The sequence below is a fragment of the Bombilactobacillus bombi genome, from assembly GCF_003522965.1.
Lineage (GTDB): Bacteria > Bacillota > Bacilli > Lactobacillales > Lactobacillaceae > Bombilactobacillus > Bombilactobacillus bombi.
In genome coordinates this window covers 412428-430073 of sequence record NZ_CP031513.1, presented here as the reverse complement: position 1 = coordinate 430073, position 17646 = coordinate 412428, and the positions used below count along the sequence as shown (strand labels likewise).

Annotated in this window: 18 protein-coding genes; 1 reads left to right on the top strand and 17 read right to left on the bottom strand. The window is 35.7% G+C overall.

Annotated features, from left to right (window positions below):
• Nucleotides 1-5: 5 nt before the first annotated feature.
• The 14 genes from trmD to DS830_RS02215 form a co-directional block, all read right to left on the bottom strand.
• Nucleotides 6-737, bottom strand: coding sequence for a tRNA (guanosine(37)-N1)-methyltransferase TrmD (trmD, locus tag DS830_RS02280; RefSeq protein ID WP_118908081.1), 732 nt, complete (start codon nucleotides 735-737; stop codon nucleotides 6-8).
• Nucleotides 727-1251, bottom strand: coding sequence for a ribosome maturation factor RimM (gene rimM / locus DS830_RS02275; RefSeq protein ID WP_118908080.1), 525 nt, complete (start codon nucleotides 1249-1251; stop codon nucleotides 727-729). Before rimM ends, trmD begins: the two co-directional genes overlap by 11 nt.
• 167 nt (nucleotides 1252-1418) lie before the next feature.
• The gene (locus tag DS830_RS02270) at nucleotides 1419-1676 is read right to left on the bottom strand and encodes a KH domain-containing protein (RefSeq protein ID WP_118908079.1); all 258 of its coding nucleotides are present in this window, start codon (nucleotides 1674-1676) and stop codon (nucleotides 1419-1421) included.
• 14 nt (nucleotides 1677-1690) lie between these two features.
• Nucleotides 1691-1972, bottom strand: coding sequence for a 30S ribosomal protein S16 (gene rpsP / locus DS830_RS02265; protein ID WP_118901223.1), 282 nt, complete (start codon nucleotides 1970-1972; stop codon nucleotides 1691-1693).
• An 82-nt stretch (nucleotides 1973-2054) separates the two neighbouring features.
• On the bottom strand, nucleotides 2055-3491 hold the full coding sequence (gene ffh, locus DS830_RS02260) for a signal recognition particle protein (RefSeq protein ID WP_118908078.1): 1437 nt from the start codon (nucleotides 3489-3491) through the stop codon (nucleotides 2055-2057).
• A gap of 11 nt (nucleotides 3492-3502) precedes the next feature.
• On the bottom strand, nucleotides 3503-3844 hold the full coding sequence (locus tag DS830_RS02255; RefSeq protein ID WP_118908077.1) for a putative DNA-binding protein: 342 nt from the start codon (nucleotides 3842-3844) through the stop codon (nucleotides 3503-3505).
• 2 nt (nucleotides 3845-3846) lie between these two features.
• Nucleotides 3847-5118, bottom strand: coding sequence for a signal recognition particle-docking protein FtsY (gene ftsY / locus DS830_RS02250; RefSeq protein ID WP_118908076.1), 1272 nt, complete (start codon nucleotides 5116-5118; stop codon nucleotides 3847-3849).
• Nucleotides 5119-5120: 2 nt separating this feature from the next.
• Nucleotides 5121-8675, bottom strand: coding sequence for a chromosome segregation protein SMC (gene smc / locus DS830_RS02245; RefSeq protein WP_162887478.1), 3555 nt, complete (start codon nucleotides 8673-8675; stop codon nucleotides 5121-5123).
• A gap of 45 nt (nucleotides 8676-8720) precedes the next feature.
• Entirely contained in the window at nucleotides 8721-9422 is a 702-nt protein-coding gene (rnc, locus tag DS830_RS02240) for a ribonuclease III (RefSeq protein ID WP_118908074.1), read from the bottom strand.
• A 50-nt stretch (nucleotides 9423-9472) separates the two neighbouring features.
• On the bottom strand, nucleotides 9473-9715 hold the full coding sequence (acpP, locus tag DS830_RS02235) for an acyl carrier protein (RefSeq protein ID WP_118901211.1): 243 nt from the start codon (nucleotides 9713-9715) through the stop codon (nucleotides 9473-9475).
• Nucleotides 9716-9738: 23 nt separating this feature from the next.
• On the bottom strand, nucleotides 9739-10740 hold the full coding sequence (plsX, locus tag DS830_RS02230) for a phosphate acyltransferase PlsX (protein WP_118908073.1): 1002 nt from the start codon (nucleotides 10738-10740) through the stop codon (nucleotides 9739-9741).
• 14 nt (nucleotides 10741-10754) lie between these two features.
• The gene (recG, locus tag DS830_RS02225; RefSeq protein ID WP_118908072.1) at nucleotides 10755-12782 is read right to left on the bottom strand and encodes an ATP-dependent DNA helicase RecG; all 2028 of its coding nucleotides are present in this window, start codon (nucleotides 12780-12782) and stop codon (nucleotides 10755-10757) included.
• A 203-nt stretch (nucleotides 12783-12985) separates the two neighbouring features.
• Nucleotides 12986-14647 (bottom strand): DAK2 domain-containing protein, encoded by a 1662-nt coding sequence (locus tag DS830_RS02220; RefSeq protein WP_118908071.1) that lies wholly within the window; start codon nucleotides 14645-14647, stop codon nucleotides 12986-12988.
• 15 nt (nucleotides 14648-14662) lie between these two features.
• Complete coding sequence (locus DS830_RS02215) at nucleotides 14663-15028, bottom strand: Asp23/Gls24 family envelope stress response protein (protein ID WP_118901203.1); 366 nt, start codon at nucleotides 15026-15028, stop codon at nucleotides 14663-14665.
• Between the two features lie 186 nt (nucleotides 15029-15214).
• Between DS830_RS02215 and rpmB the strand changes: the two genes are divergently transcribed.
• Complete coding sequence (gene rpmB, locus DS830_RS02210) at nucleotides 15215-15400, top strand: 50S ribosomal protein L28 (RefSeq protein ID WP_045922495.1); 186 nt, start codon at nucleotides 15215-15217, stop codon at nucleotides 15398-15400.
• Between the two features lie 43 nt (nucleotides 15401-15443).
• On the opposite strand, the gene DS830_RS02205 is transcribed toward rpmB, so the two are convergent.
• From DS830_RS02205 to rsgA, 3 genes are read right to left on the bottom strand one after another with little or no spacing between them, the layout of a single operon-like run.
• The gene (locus DS830_RS02205) at nucleotides 15444-16088 is read right to left on the bottom strand and encodes a thiamine diphosphokinase (RefSeq protein ID WP_118901201.1); all 645 of its coding nucleotides are present in this window, start codon (nucleotides 16086-16088) and stop codon (nucleotides 15444-15446) included.
• Nucleotides 16075-16749, bottom strand: coding sequence for a ribulose-phosphate 3-epimerase (gene rpe, locus DS830_RS02200; protein WP_118908070.1), 675 nt, complete (start codon nucleotides 16747-16749; stop codon nucleotides 16075-16077). Before rpe ends, DS830_RS02205 begins: the two co-directional genes overlap by 14 nt.
• Entirely contained in the window at nucleotides 16749-17645 is an 897-nt protein-coding gene (rsgA, locus tag DS830_RS02195) for a ribosome small subunit-dependent GTPase A (protein ID WP_118908069.1), read from the bottom strand. Before rsgA ends, rpe begins: the two co-directional genes overlap by 1 nt.
• Nucleotide 17646 lies beyond the last annotated feature (1 nt).

Genomic DNA, 17646 nt, shown 5'->3' with positions numbered 1-17646 from the left:
TAAAGTTAATTATCATCTTGTTGTAAATCTGCTAAAAATTGCCGATCGGCAGTTGACAAGTCAGCTTGCTTTATTAAGTCTGGCCGAAATTGATAAGTCTTCTTTAATGATTCTTGATGTCGCCATTGTGCAATCTTTTGATGATTACCACTGAGTAATACCTCGGGCACTTTCATCCCACGATATTCTGCTGGACGGGTGTATTGCGGATATTCCAATAAACCTGCACTAAAAGAATCCGAATATGCTGAATCTTGATTACCTAAAACTCCCGGTACAAATCGAGCCAACGCATCAATCATCATCATTGCTGCCATTTCTCCGCCAGTAATGACAAAATCACCAATTGACAGACGATCAGTAGCTAACTTCTCTATTCGGGCATCAAAACCTTCATAATGACCACAAATAAATACTAGATGTTGTTCCTGCGCAAGATTTTGCGCAATGCTTTGATCAAAACGCTGCCCTGCCGGATCCATGAGAATTACACGTTTAAAATTCGGATCAGCTTCATTAATTGCATCCATTGCTCGATAAATTGGTTGAGGTTCTAAAAGCATCCCCGCGCCGCCACCATAAGGAGTATCATCAACATGATGGTGTTTATCAGTGGAATATTGACGAAAATCACAAATATTAATATTTAAGAGCTCCTTGGCTTGGGCTTTTCCCAGTAATGATTCATCGAGGGCTTGAAACATTTTAGGAAAAAGCGTTAATATATCAATCTTCATCAATTAACCCTTCTGGCAAGTCAACTGTTGCCAACTGTGTTGTCAAATTTACTTCAACTAATGTCGACTTCAAAATTGGAATTAAAATTTCACGACCATGTTTATCTTGAACTGTCCAGACATCATTTGGTCCTAAACTCATAATATCAGTGACTGATCCTAAAAAACCGTGGTTTACATCTTTAACATTAATTCCCATAATATCCTTATAAAAATATTGGCCCTCTTCTAACTCTGGCATCGATGTTGTATCAGCATATAAATCACAATTTTTGTAGACTTCGGCCTCACTAATACTCTCGATATTAGTCAATTTAAGTAACCAAAACTTTTGTTGCATACGAGCATTTTGAATAGTAAATTGCTGATATTGATTGTGCATCTTAATAAAAACTTTATTTTGTTCAGCAAAGCGTTCTAGGGCAAAGTCTGTCGTAGCTACAACCTTTAATTCACCACGATTCCCATGTGTATTAATAATCCGACCAATACGGACATATTGTAATTGTTCCATTAAACCTCCAAATGGCCAAAATATAAAAATAATTTATAAAATATGCCTCCAAAAACGAGATTTCGTTCATGGAGGCAATTAATCACAGACATTATTATTGATAATATCCTATACAAAAAATATATTGACATGCATGCCAATAGCACAGTTTTCACAAAATAACTTCATTACTCACTATCAGCTTCCGGTATAATATTAAGCTTGATTTTTCTAGTAGTATCATGATTTTGTGAATATACGATTGTGCGAATAGCTTGTGCAACTCGCCCTTGTTTGCCAATAATTCGACCTGCATCTTTTGAGCTTACGTGCAAATCATAAACCAGAAAATCAGGTTGTTCTTCAGTCGTCACTACAACTTGGTCTTTCTTATCAGCTAACGGCAAAACGATTGCTTTAATAAAATCTGTAATATTAGTTGCCATCTTCTAACACACGCCTATTTAGCATTCTTTGCTGCTAGTTTAGCTTCATGAAGTTGTTTCATGATACCTTTTTTAGATAACAAGTTACGTACAGTATCAGAAGGTTGTGCACCCTTTTGCAACCAATCTAAAGCTGCGGCTTCGTCTAATTTAAATTGTTCCTTGCGTAATGGGTTATAGTATCCAATTTCTTGAATAAAACGACCATCACGAGGTGATCGTGAGTCTGCTACAACAATTCTGTAAAATGGACGTTTCTTACTTCCCATACGACGCATACGAATTTTAACTGCCATTATCAAATTCCTCCAAATAATTTCTTAACGTTAGTAATTATACTGAAAATCAAAGCTACTGTAAAGCTTTTTTTCTTTACAGTTATGATTTAAATCTTTTGACCTTTTTTAAACGTTTCTTTTTACGTTTTTTATTACGCCGAACCATTGAGCCCATTGCCATTTTGCCGATTTTACCTTGTAAGCCGCCACCCATCATTTGATCCATTCCGTTAAAATTACCTTTACTCATCTTTTGCATCATGGTTTGCATTTGCTTAAATTGTTTAATCATTCGGTTAACTTCTTGAACTGGCCGCCCAGCACCTGAAGCCAAGCGCCGCCGCCGAGAAGGATTCAACAAGTCAGGATTTTGACGTTCTTGCGGAGTCATAGAATAAACAATGGCCTTCAAATGTTCTAAATCTTGCGGATCCATTTTAACATTTTGCAAGGCAGGATTATTAGCCATTCCTGGAATCATCTTCATGATTTCATCCATTGGCCCCATTTTTTGAACTTGATCTAATTGATCAACAAAATCATTAAAATCAAAATTATTTTCCTGCATTTTGCGGGTTAATTCTTCGGCTTGCTTTTCATCGTAATCTTTTTGGGCTTTTTCAATGAGAGTCATCATATCGCCCATACCCAAAATTCGATTAGCCATTCGATCAGGATGAAATACTTCTAAGGCATCCAGCTTTTCACCAGAACCAATAAATTTAATTGGTTTCCCGGTTACGGAACGAATAGAAAGTGCCGCACCACCACGGGTATCACCATCTAACTTAGTTAAAATGACACCGGTAATATCTAAGCGTTCATTAAATCCTTCTGCAACATGGGTAGCAGCTTGACCCGTCATCGAATCAACAACTAATAAAATTTCATTGGGATGAGCAATCGCTTTAATCTGGCTCAATTCATCCATTAATTGATCATCAATTTCTAAACGACCAGCAGTATCTATTAAGACATAATCATTTTTATCATCAGCTGCTTTTTGCAGTCCATTTTGAACAATGTCTACAGGATTATGCTGAGTACCTTCATCATAAACTGGAACGTCTAATTGCTGTCCAATTGTCTTTAACTGTTCAATTGCTGCGGGACGATAAACATCGGCAGCAATAAAGAGCGGACGTGCCTTTTGCTCTTCTTTAAGATAACGGGCTAATTTCCCTGCGGAGGTCGTTTTACCAGCACCTTGAAGCCCGACCATCATAACAATCGTTGGGATTTTATCTGCCTTATTAAGTAAAACTGCTTGAGAACCCATAATCTTGGTTAATTCTTCATTAACAATTTTAATGACTTGCTGGGCAGGTGTTAAGCTATCTAAAACTTCACTGCCAATCGCCCGTTCACGAACAGTTTTAATAAAAGTCTTGGTTACATCAAAATTAACATCCGCTTCCAATAAAGCCAAGCGGACTTCACGCATCATTTCACGAACATCGGCCTCTGTAACTTTGCCTTTGCCTCGTAATTTAGAAAAAGTTTTTTGGAGTCGTTCACTTAATCCTTCAAAAGCCATTCTGTTTTCTCCTATTCCAGCTTCATTAATTCATTGGTTACCGATATTAAGTCTACATCATCGGAGTATTTTTGTGTTACTTGTTTTTGTAACTGACGCAATAATTTTTCTCGTCGCAAAAAATTGCGATATAAATGAAGTTGTTGTTCATACTTAGTTAAAATTTTAACAGTTCTTTGTAGATTATCATAAACTGCTTGGCGGCTCACTTGTTGTAACTGGGCAATTTCTCCCAATGAATAATCATCACCATAATACAGCTGCATATACAAATTTTGTTTAGTTGTTAATAATGGTTGATAAAAGTCATACAACATATTAATTTGTGTAGTTTTTTCAATATTCTCACTCATAACTATTCTTCCGTCAACAAGTTACTAAAGAGACCGGTAGCAAATTTTTGTGGATCAAAAATTTGTAAATCTTGAACCTTTTCTCCTAAACCTACCAATTTTACTGGAATATGCAATTCATCATTAATGGCCAAGACAATACCACCCTGCGAAGAACCATCTAATTTAGTTAGAACTATTCCTGTTACTTGTGTAGTTTTTTCGAATTGTTTGGCTTGGCTTAAAGCATTTTGACCAGTTGTTGCATCAATTACTAACAAGACTTCATGGGGAGCATCGGGAACTTCACGAGTAATAATCCGTTTAATTTTTTCTAGTTCTTTCATCAAATTAGTATTATTTTGTAACCGACCTGCTGTATCTACTAATAAAATATCATATTGTTCTTTTTTAGCAGTTTGAATAGCTTCAAATACTACTGCTGCTGGATCAGCACCAGCTTTACTAGCAACAGTTGTTACACCAACTTGTTCACCCCAAGATTGCAGTTGCTCAATCGCTCCCGCTCTGAAAGTGTCACCAGCGGCTAAAAGCACTTTTTGACCCTGAGATTTAAACTGGGCTGCTAATTTACCAATTGTTGTAGTTTTACCAGCACCATTAACTCCCACAAATAAAATGATATTTAATGGTCGTTGAGAATCAACATTTAAAGTAAAATCATGGTCGGCAGCATCTTCTTGATAAAGTTGTGCCATTTTTTCTACAATTACATGCGAAACTTCTTTTTGTGATTTGACATTTTTTAGTTTGACTTCAGTTCGTAAAGAATCAGAAATTTTCAAGGCCATTTCATAACCAACATCTGATTGAATTAACAAGTCTTCTAAATCTTCAAAAAAGTCCTCATCTACGCTACGAAAATTGGCCATAAAAGCGTTAAATTTATCCCGAAAACTATGGCGCGTTTTTTGTAAACCAGCATCATATTCTTCTTGCTCATCAACTGGCTCAGTTTCTGAAGCAGACGCAGTATCATCAACTTCAATGTCATTATCTTCTTTAACACCAGCACTGTCAGATGTTGGTTGTGGTTCGGCAGGTGTTTTGGGTGTAGAAGATGGTTGTGGATCTGCCATAGTAGTTGTTGAAATATCCTTAGATGCTGAGCTCTCATCAGAAACATTATTTTCAGTATCTATATCAAGATTTTCTGTTTTTTCGTCTAATGATTTTTGTTCTTGCTCGGTATCCAAAGATTCTTTAGATTGTTCTTCAGTTTCTTTGCGTTCAGCAACGTTTTTTTTCTTCTTAAAAATATCAAATAATCCCATTTTTAAGCCTCATCTTTCTGTTGTTCTAATTTTACCGTAATTATTGAAGAAATTCCTGATTCTTGCATAGAGACACCATAAAGACGATTGACATGCATCATAGTTCCTTTACGGTGGGTTATCACAATAAACTGAGTTTGATCATCATACTTATTCAAGTAATTTGCGAAACGTTCCACATTGGCATCATCTAGTGATGCTTCAACTTCATCTAACACGCAAAACGCTACTGGACGCACTTTCAAAATAGAAAACAATAAAGTAATTGCTGTTAACGCTCGTTCACCACCCGACAAAAGACTTAAACGCTGCAATTTTTTGCCTGGTGGTTGGGCAATTATTTCAATACCTGTTTCTAACATATTTGAGGGATCATCCAGCACTAATTGTGCATGACCACCACCAAACATTTTAGGAAAAATCACTTCAAAAGTTGCCGCAATTTGATTAAATGTTTTTTCAAAACGTTGGGCTACTTCTTGATCCATTTCTTTCATTGTATTTTGTAATTGTTGACGTGCCTGTAATAAGTCATTTTGCTGCTTGGTCAAAAATTCATAACGATCTTTGACTTGATCATACTCTTTTATGGAACTTAAGTTAACCTCTCCTAATTCTTGTATGCCTTTTTTTAACAATTTTGCTTGTTCTTGAGCAGCTGTCAACTGCCAATCTGTGGAAATTCGTTGATATGCCGCTTCAAATGATAAATGATATTCTTGCTCTAAAATGGTCAATTTTTGCTTAATTTGATTGGTAACATTTGTTAAATTAATAGCAATATCTTCTTGTTGATCAGTCCAATTTTTTTGTAAATCAAATAAACGCGTTGCTTGTTGCTGTAATTTTTGCATCTGCTCATTAATCTGATTTCGCTGTTGCTGAATAGCTTTTAAACTAGTTTTTAATTTAGCAATCGCAGTTTGATTTTCACTAATTTTTTGTTGCATATCTTGTGTGGAAAGTGATAATCCTTGCTTATCTTGACTTAATTGGAGTAATTTTGCTTCAACTTGCTTAATTTGTTTTTGTAACTGGCTAAGCTGCGCTTGGGAATCTTGTTGTTGCTGTTGTTGATTTTGTAAATTGTTTTCAGCTAACGCTAATTGAGTTTTATAAGTATGCAAACGTGATTCGAAAACTTGCTTTTGTGCATCAAAATCAGTCAACAAAGCTTTATTTTGCGCGACTTGTTGTTGTTGTTGCTCAATTTTTTCTGATATTATTTGATTACTATTTTTATTGGTTTGTGTTTGGTCTTGTAGATCTTGAATCTGTTTTTGCAATTGCTTAATTTGAAACTTGCGTGCTGTTAATTGCTGCTGATTACTTTTATATGCTTGCTGTTTTAATTGTAAATTATTTTGTAGATGTTGTATCTTAGATTCCAACAAACGACTTTGTTCATGAGTTTGCTTGATTTGTTCCGTTAATTTTTTTTCTTGCTCTTGTCTTTGTTTGATATTTTGCTGCTGTTCTTGTAGTTGTGATTGTGCTTGTTGCAACCATTGTTCCAACTTGGAAACCTTTGTTCTCTGGGATAATAAATCAATATTGTTTTTCGACTGGCCTCCCGTCATCGCTCCACCAGGACTAATAATATCACCCTTTAACGTTACAATTCGAAAACGATGAGCTGTTAAATTACTAGCCTTAATTGCCGCATCAATATCTGTCACAACTAGTAATGAACCAAAGATATTTTCCATGATGTTAGCTAATTTTTGTTGATATGTTATCAGATCACTAGCTATTCCCATAAAATAGGAAGCTTGTCGCAAATCTTGAATACTACTATTTGCTATTTTGTGCGACTTAATAACTGTCTGAGGAAGAAAAGTAGCTCTCCCAGCACGATTTTTCCGCAAAAAATTAATTGCATCCCGAGCATCAGTCTCATTTTCTGTCACAATTGATTGTAATTGTGCACCTACCGCATTTTGAATAGCTATTTGATATTTTTCCGGTACCGTTATTAATTCTGCTATAACACCAATAATTCCTGACAATGCTTGTTTTTGATTTAAAATTGCGCGCACACCTTGATAAAAACCTTGATGTTGCTGCACAATTTTATTTAAAGAGTGATACTCAGCTTGATGCTGCTGCCAAATTTGTAAAGATTGATTATATTTTTGTTGTACTTTTTGCAATTCTTGTTGTGCTTGCTGCCTTTGATGCTGTGCTTGTTGATCAATCTTTTGTTGTTGCTGATATTGCAATTGCGCTTGCTGCTGATCTTGTTCTAATTGCTTAATTTGGTGCTCAAGTTCTTGTTGCTGCTGCTCTAATAATAATTGCTGTTGGTGATATTCTTCTTGTTGTTGCTGTAATTGTTTTAATTGATTGTGTAAATAATTTTGTTGATTATGCAAGGAAGTCTGCTGTTGCAGCATTTCCAAATAATCTGCCTGCAAATCAGCAATTTTTTGATTAATTTGTTGTGGATCCAAATTAAAATCTGCTTGAATATTAGCTATTGCCTGCTTAAGCTCTTGGACTTGTTGCTCTAAGTCTTGTTTTTGTTGTTGCTGATGTTGCAAAGTTTCTTTTACTTCAAGTGATTTTTGCTGCAATTGTGCTTGTTGACTAACTAAAGTGGCATGATTAGTTTCATTAAAACCTGAGCGTTCCTTGGCTAAGGCTTGTTGACCATTTAGAACTTCTAATTGACGACTAAGATTGGTTAACTCAGTTTGTTTAGTATCAATTTCACTCGTCAATTCTTGATTTAATTTTTGCAATTTCGAAATTTTTTCATCTGATTGCGAAACTTGTTGACTAATCTGATTTAACTGGTGTTTAGCTTCTTGCTTTTGCGTTTGCCATTTTTGTTCTTGCTGGTTTAAGGTGTGAATCTCATCTGCTAAAATCAACTGTTCTAAGCGATCATATTTCTGCTTTTGTTCTTGGTAGTCATGTGCAATACTAGCCTGGCGTTTTAACGGTTCCACTTGATGAGATAATTCATGCACAATATCACTTACTCTTTGCAAATTATCATCAGTTTGCTGTAATTGTTGTTGGGCTTGTTGCTTTTTAATTTTAAAACTAGCAACACCAGCTGGTTCTTCAATAATAAAACGGCGATCAACAGGTTTACTATTAAAAATTTTTTCTACATTACCTTGTGAAATAATAGAAAAAGAGTTTTTACCGAGTCCTGAATCTAAAAATAAATCAACAATATCCTTCAATCGGACTTTTTGATTATTTAGGAGGCATTCACTTTCTCCACCACGAAAAAGACGACGTCGAATTTCGACTTCGTCGCGATCAATGTTTAATTGACGATCATGATTATCAAATTTTAAAATCACTTCGGCTCGATTTAATGGTGGTCGACTATCACTACCAGCAAAAATAATATCTTCCATTTTACCGCCACGTAAGCTTTTGGCTGATTGTTCTCCCATTACCCACCGTAACGCTTCTGTCAAATTACTCTTGCCACTGCCATTTGGACCAACAATTCCAGTAATGCCTTGATCAAAATGAACTGTTATTGAGTCAGCAAATGATTTAAAGCCACTGATTTGTAAAGATTTTAACGCCAAAAATATCCCTCTTGTTCCAGCTTTCGCCGGTTATATTTTACCGAATTACTTATCTAAGCGTAACTTTAGTAGCTGCCGATGAGCTGCTTGCTGTTCAGCTGCTTTTTTACTGTGCCCAGTTCCAGTAGTCAATCGTGTCCCATTAACTATTAGTTGTACTGTAAAAGAAGGATTATCTTCAATAGTAGATTCACCAATAACTAAATAATCAATAACGACGTCACCTTGAGATTGTAACTCTTCTTGTAATTCAGTTTTGAAATCATTTTCATCACTAAATTCCCCAGCATCAATGTGATTATACACTGTTTGACGCAAGAACTTAACCACTGCTTCATTACCTTGATCAAGATACAATGCCCCATTAAAAGCTTCAAACACATCTTCTAGCAAAGTATCTCGATTGCGGGCACCCGCTTTTTCCTCACCATTACCCAACCGAATATATTTAGGGAAACCTACTTCGCGTGAAAATTCAGAAAAACTTGCAGTGCAAACAATATCAGCGCGTAATTTGGTTAATTGACCCTCAGATAATTGGGCGAACTTTTTATAAATATATTCTGAAACGTTTAATTCTAAAACTGCATCACCCAAAAATTCTAAACGTTCGTAATCAGATAAATGTAATTCTCGATGCTCGTTAGCATAAGATGAATGTGTTAATGCTGCTTGTAATAAATTGGAATTTTTAAAAACAATCTGGTAACGCTCTTTTAATAAATCAACTAATTCTTGATCAATCATGGTCAATACCTTTCACAGATATTTTTACTTCCTTGTTTACTCTAATAATATTATTGTTGGTGTGCTGTAATATATTTAACTGCTTGCCCAACTGTTTTGATTTGGGCTGCTTCTTCATCGGGCATTTCTTCGCCAAAATCATCTTCTAATTCTAATTCAAATTCAACCATATCAATAGAATCAGCTTGTAAATCATTTTGAAAATCGGTATCCATTGTAATACTGCTTTGTTCTACATCAAAACGTTCACTTAATAAATTAGCAATTTTATCGAAAACTTCTTTTTCAGTCATGTTAATCATCTCCACAGAAAATATTAATTTTGAGGTTGCTGATCAAAATACTCTATTACCTGATTCAGCATTCCTTTATTATACATCATTCTTAATTGGACTAAAGCATAATATACTGTTCGGGCATCTGATGAACCGTGCGATTTAACTACCGGTGCTTTTACGCCCATTAAGACAGCTCCACCATAAGATGCCACATCGAACGTGGATTTAATTGAGCTCAAAGCAGGCTTAGCTAAAAGAGCTCCAATTTTAGCACGTGAACCATTGTTTAATAAAGCATGTTTTAACTGCGACATCAGCACTTTTACACTGCCTTCAATAGCTTTTAACACGGCATTACCTGTAAAACCATCTGTAACAACAACATCAGCTGCGCCCTGTAATAACCCATCAGCTTCAACATTACCAATGAAATTAATTTCTTTAATTTTACTTAGTTCCTGATAAGCTTCTTGGTGCAGCTTATCCCCCTTGTCAAATTCGCTTCCATTATTTAAGAGGCCTACGCGCGGATTAGCCAATCCCTTAACCTCATGCGCATAAAAAGAGCCCATCACTGCCCATTGTATTAAATAATTAACTTTTGCTTCAGCATTGGCACCAACATCTAAAAAATTAAATCCCTTTTCTAAGCTCATTCCGGGCAAGGTTGGCATCAAAGCTGGTCGAGCAATATTTTTTAAACGACCTATTATAAAAATTCCGGCGGCTAGTAAAGCTCCTGTATTTCCTAATGAGAACAAAGCATCTGCCTTTTGTTGTTTAACTGCCTGTGCAGCCATTACCATCGAAGAGTCCTTTTTTTGCCGAATAGCTTTCATTGGTTCATCCGTACCTAAAATTACACTTTGAGTAGGGACAACTGTCATCCGTTCAGTATTAGTTAAATATTGTTTGATTTGGTCTTCATCCCCATACAAAAGAAATTCCAAATCAGAAAATTCATCGCGTGCACGTTCCACACCTTTAATAACCACTTCTGGTGCGTGATCACCGCCCATAGTATCTACTGCTATTTTCATTTTTTACCTCATAATTAATCTAAAGTTTGTAATTTTTGTGATTTTAAATAAGCTCGTAATTCAGGATGTTTGTGTAATTGTGGATCTTGAGCAAATAATTGTTCTACTTCTTGATGAGCAGCTATTAATATCTGCTCATCAGCCAGAAGATCTGCGACTTTAAAGTTAGGAACACCGGATTGCTTTTTACCAAAAACATCTCCTGAGCCACGCAACTGTAAATCTTTTTGTGCCAATTTAAAACCATCGTTAGTTTGTGTCATAATTCTTAACCGCTCTATAGCTGTTTTATTATGCGGATCAGCAATCAAAATACAATACGATTGTCGTCTTCCGCGGCCTACGCGCCCACGTAATTGATGTAATTGCGATAATCCAAAACGATCAGCATTATAAATCACCATTACTGTTGCATTTGGTACGTCAACCCCGACTTCCACCACAGTTGTGGATACGAGAATATCAATTCTTTGTTTTTGAAAATCCTGCATCACAATTTCTTTATCATCTGCAGCCATTTGTCCGTGTAATAAAGAAATTTTCTTTTGGGGAAACTCCACTTTCATCTGCTCATAAATATCTTCGGCATTATGCAAATCCATTTTCTCAGATTCACTAATTAGCGGCGCAATCACAAAAACTTGGGCGTGTTGTTGCAGTTGGATTTGCAAAAACCGATGCACTTGATCCATTTTATTAAAACGAAGCCAATAAGTTTCAACTTTTTTTCGGCCAGCAGGTAATTCATCAATTATTGACAAATCCATTTCACCATAATATGTGATGGCCAGTGTGCGCGGTATCGGTGTAGCAGTCATCAACAAAACATCAGGACAACTGCCTTTTTGACGTAAAGCCCGGCGCTGTTCCACACCAAAACGATGTTGCTCATCAATTACAACTAAGCCCAAATGATTATAAGTTACATCATCTTGAAAAAGTGCCTGCGTCCCAATAATGATATTATACCGACCCTGTTTAATTTTGGAAAGTTCTTGGCTTCGTTGCGCAGGTGTTAACGAGCTTGTCAATAAAGTAGTAGTTAATTGAAATTGTGCGAATAAGGGCTTCAATTTTAAATAGTGCTGCTGTGCCAAGATTTCAGTCGGAGCCATCAAAACTGCTTGAAACCCAGCCGTAATGGAGGCAAACATTGTAGTCGCAGCTACTGCTGTCTTGCCACTACCAACATCGCCTTGTAATAAGCGATTCATTGCCTGATCAGATTTCATATCTTGCAAAATTTCGTGTAAAACTCGTTTTTGAGCCAGAGTCAAGGAAAAATGAAATTGCTGGATAAATTTTTCAACATAAGACTCATTGTATTCTTCGCGTAATCCTGACACATCTTGCGCATTAGCTTGCTTCAATTGAGCTAGACGAGCTTGATAAAGAAAAAGCTCGCGAAACTTGGCACTACGCCGAGCTGATTGAGCCTGTTGCGCATCTGTAGGAAAATGCATTCCTTTAATAATTTGACTTTCTGAAAGCAAATGGTACTTGGTTCTTAATGAAGAATCAAAAATCTCTAAAGCTTGATTAGCATATTTAGTAACTGCTTGTTTAATTAATTTAATTAGTGTAGTTTGATGAATTTTTTTATTTGTCGGATAAATAGAAGCTAGACTTTCCTGGTCAAAGGAGGTTTGATTTAAAACTTTGATTCCTGTTAATGATCTTTTAGCTTCATTCCAACGTCCATAAACTAATGCTTCTTGGCCCACTAAAAATTTATCTTGTAGCCATGGTTGGTTAAAAAAAGTTATAGGTATGGTTTCTGTATCTAACAATATCCGCACGACTAACATTGTTTTTTTATAACCAAAACGCCGTAAAACTGGATTGCTAGCCACTACACCTTTAATCACAATTTTTTCTTGATCACTTGCTTCATCCACTGATTTTAACAACAAGTCTTCGTAGCGCAATGGAAAATAATACAATAAATCTTGAATAGTGAAAATTCCTAATTCGGCCAGTGCTTGCTGAGTTTTGCTTCCTACACCAGATAAATAGCTGACTGATTTTAATAAATCTGACATAATACACCACTAATCTTTTTATAATAAAAAGAAAACGGGACAAAATATTGTCCCGCATTCTTTGCGTATCAATAATTAACTAAGTCATAGCAGGATTTATAGTCCATCAATCAAAATTATCATTCGTCTCTGAACTAAGCGGACAAATTTCACTTTGTCTAATGTCTTATTTTTAATTGACTTGTGTTTTAGTTCTACTGGGACTATTCAACTGAGATTAAATATGGATAAATTGGTTGATCGCCATTGTGAATCTCAGTTTCCAAATCTGGAAAAGCAGTTACAATGTTTTGAGAAATATTTTCTGCCATTTCTTGACTACCATCGGCACCAATTAAAATAGTGACAATTTCACTATCCTCATCGACCATTTTAGCAACCATTTCTTGACTAACTTGGAGCAGATCCTGACCACTAACTACAATATCACCGTCAACTAAACCAATTAAATCATCTTTATTAATTTTCAAATTGCCAATCTCAGTATCACGGACAGCAGTAGTAATTTGTCCACTTTTGACCGTACTCAAAGCATCCGTCATATTAGCTTCGTTTTGCTCTAAGTCAGCATTCATATCAAAAGATAACAAAGCAGTCATCCCTTGAGCAATTGACTTACTTGGAATAATTGCCGTTGGAATATCAACCACTTGTCCAGCTTGTTTAGCTGCCATTATAATATTGCCATTATTAGGTAATATCAAAACGCGCTTAGCATTACTTTGTTCAATCGCAGTCACGATGTCTTTGGTTGAGGGATTCATAGTTTGACCCCCACTAATAATTGTTGTCACACCTAAACTTTGGAATAATTTTTCTAAACCAGTTCCAGAAGCTACTGCGATAATACCATAATCAATTTGTGGTTGCTCTTTGACAGGTTGGTCTTCAACAATGGTTTCATGTTGAATACGCATATTATCAATTTTAATCTTGGCCAATTCTCCATAACGACGACCATAAGTAAATACTTTTTGCGGATGTTGTGTATGCACATGGACTTTCACAACTTCATCATCAGCAACAACCAATAAAGAATCTCCGATACCATCTAAATAATTCCGAAAATCATCATAATTAAAGGTATCATTACTTGTAGCATTTACGCCCAGTGTTACCATCATCTCCGTACAAAATCCATTTTGAATATCATCATTACTAAATTGATTTTGTACCGCCTGATGATGGACTGCATTCAGCATTTCATCCATTTCTGTTTCATCAGGCTGATATTCACTGGCTTCTAAATTACCACCCAAAGCTTCAAAAAATCCTTCATAAATAAATACTAATCCTTGACCACCAGAATCAACTACTCCAACTTCTTTGAGTACTGGTAACAAATCTGGTGTCGTTGCCAAGGCCTTTCTCGCACCATTAACTGCAGCTAACATTACTTGCGTGATATCATCACTACTTTTAGCTACATTAGCAGCAGCTTCTGATGCCCCTCTAGCAACCGTCAAAATGGTACCTTCAACGGGTTTCATAACTGCTTTATAGGCAGTTTGAACTCCTGCTACCAGAGCAGCTGCTAATTCCTGAGCCGTTAAAGTTTCTTTAGATTCAATATTTTTTCCAAAACCTCGAAAAATTTGCGAAGTAATTACTCCTGAATTACCACGAGCACCCATTAATAATCCTTTAGACAAGGATTGGGCTAATTCACCAACATGCGTTGATGTTGATTCATTAACAGACTGGTAGCCTGATTGAAAGGTTAAATTCATATTTGTTCCTGTATCACCATCAGGAACTGGAAAAACATTTAAAGAATTCACAAATTTAGCGTTTTGTCCCAAACGATGTGAACCCATGCGAATCATATCTTTAAATTCATTATTAGTAATTACGTTAACTGACAATTGAGATTCCTCCAGTTAATCCTCTTCTAAAATTTTAACACCTTGAACATATACATTAACATGGGCTGTTGGTGCACCTAGTAAAGTTTCAAGATTATATTTTACCTTACTTTGAACATTGCGGCACACTTCTGAAATTTTAACTCCATAACCAACAATAATGTAAACATCAACTATCGTGCCAGATTCTGTTTGGCGAACAACAACGCCTTTGGCAAAATTCTCTCGTTTTAAAATTGTATTAAAACCATCACGCAACTGATTTTTGCTGGCCATACCAACAATTCCATAAATATCAGTTGCAGCACAACCGACAATTGTTGCAATTACTTCGTTAGAAATATCAACATTACCATATTTGGTTTGAATCGATACTGCCAAAACTAACACCCCGCTTTTCACGTATCATTACTAGATTCTATCATAGCATACTAAATTGTGAAAGCAGCAAAAAAACCTGTCAAGTAATTTTACTTTAATTCTTGCTTGCTTTCTCTATTTTTAGATGGTAACATATTTAAGTGTTCATAAAAAGAAATTTTAAGTCGGACAAGGAGGTTTTGTCCCATGGCAAAAGATATTATCACTGGACGCAGAACTCGCTTTGGTAACAAGCGTTCCCATGCTTTGAATTCATCACGGCGTTCTTGGAAAGCTAATCTCCAAAAAGTACGGATTTTAGTTGATGGTAAACCTAAACGTGTTTGGGTTTCCGCACGCGCTTTGAAATCTGGAAAAGTTACTCGTGTCTAAATAATAGTAAACAAAAAACGACTAGCAAAAGCTAGTCGTTTTTTTATTGTTTAATATCTTTACTTTGAATCACGGCCACAACCCCATCCGCAAAACTAAAATGGACAGTTGGCTGAACAAATTCATTGCTGGCCAAAGAAACTGGGCGTAAAAAGTCAGTAGCCGGTAACTTATATTTAGCATCTTTAATTTCTAATTGTTTAACTGCAGTTAAATTAAAAAAGCCTAAGTATTTCATATTGGGTAAATATTTAATTTCATAATTACCAGGAGTAAAATATTCAATTATATTTTGTCGATCAATCAATCGAATTTTATGAATATTACTTCCCAGAGTTAAATCTAATGGTAAAAAGATATTCACTAATTCATGATCTATCCGCCCACCAATAGCACCATAAATATTGACTTGTTCGGCCTGCAAATCTTGCAGAGCTATTTGTAAACCCATTTGTGAATCGGTGTAATCCTTAATGGGATTAGAATAACGAATATCATTAACTTGTGATTCCATTTGTTGGCGTTCAGTTACATTCAAAGAATCAAAGTCTCCTACACTAATTATTGGAGTAATATGATTTTGCAACAAAATAGAAGTACCATGATCAACACCAACCCACGGGCCAGAGATTGCCGTTAAATCAGGTAAATTACTGGTAGAGCCTAGTAAAAGATTAACTGTTTTCATTGATTAACGCCTGCTTTAAATTATTAATTCTCTGAGTAATATCATGACCAAATACATACGAACCCGCTACAAAAACATTAGCACCTACTTGCTGGCATAACTTAATTGTCTGCTCATTTACTCCGCCATCAACTTCAATACTGTACGTATAATCACTATGAGCTGTCCGTAATTTTGCTAATTGACTAACTTTATCTATCATTTCTGCAATAAATACTTGCCCGCCAAAGCCAGGATTCACAGTCATCACCAAAATATTATCAACAATATGCAACAATGGTTCGATACTGGCAATGCTAGTTCCCGGATTTAAAACTACACCCGCACGCACATTCAATTCTTGAATACGTTGCACAACACGATAAATGTGCTTTGTACTTTCGACATGAACATTAATTAAATCGGCTCCTGCGGCCACTACACTATCCAAATAGTTCTCTGGAGTTGACACCATCAAATGCGCATCTAGGGGTACTTGTGTGATTTGATTAATTGACTTAATAAAATCTGGACCAAAAGTTAAATTAGGAACAAAAACACCATCCATTAAGTCAATATGAAATAAATCAGCTCCGGCTGCATCGGCCGCTTGAATATCCCGCTGCAAATTTAACCGATCCGCACTTAAAATTGAGGGGGCAATTAAAGTTTGATTAGCCATTATTTTTTTTTACTCCTTTTATCAGTTTTTAAATATACTGGACGTTCTTGAGCAATTTCTGCTTGAAATTGACAATAATTCAGATATCGGCTGTTCATTATTTTACCACTGTCAACAGCTTGCTTGATGGCACAATCAGGTTCATTTAAATGGACACAGCTTCGATATTTACACTTATCTTTTAAGGAAACAAAATCTGGAAATAATTGTGGCAAGTTTTCGCGCGTAATGTTTTGCAAAGTAAGCGAAGAAAATCCAGGTGTATCAGCAATAAGGCCCTTATGAAACGGATATAATGTAACCATTCTGGTAGTGTGTTTACCACGATTTAAGCTAGTAGAAATACTGCCTGTCTCTAAATTAAGATTGGGAATTAAGTGATTTAATAATGTTGATTTGCCAGCACCTGTTTGTCCAGCCAAAACGGTCTCTTTATTATCTAAGGCGGCAATCAATGATTGAGGATTTTGTTTAACTTCGTTGGATATAAAAACTTGATAACCACAACTTTGATAATATTTTAATTGTTCTATAAGCTGTGTTTGCTGTTGCTTTGGGGCTAAATCTATCTTACTGAGATAAATTAGCGGTTTAATTTTTTGGGCAGTTAAAACTACCAAAAACCGATCTAATAAATTAGTAGAAAATTGCGGTTCAACAGCAGTTATAACTACTAAAGCTTGATCAACATTCGCGATTAAGGGACGTACCACTTCGTTTTTGCGGGGTTTGATTTTTAAAAGATAATCATTTTCGAACTCAACCCAATCACCTACAATCGGTTTAATTTTCTTTTGACGAAAATTACCCCGCGCTCGCGTACGAATAATTTCTTGATTAGCAGTTTGAACATCATAAAAACCACTGTTGGATTTAATTATTTTTCCTGTTTGCATA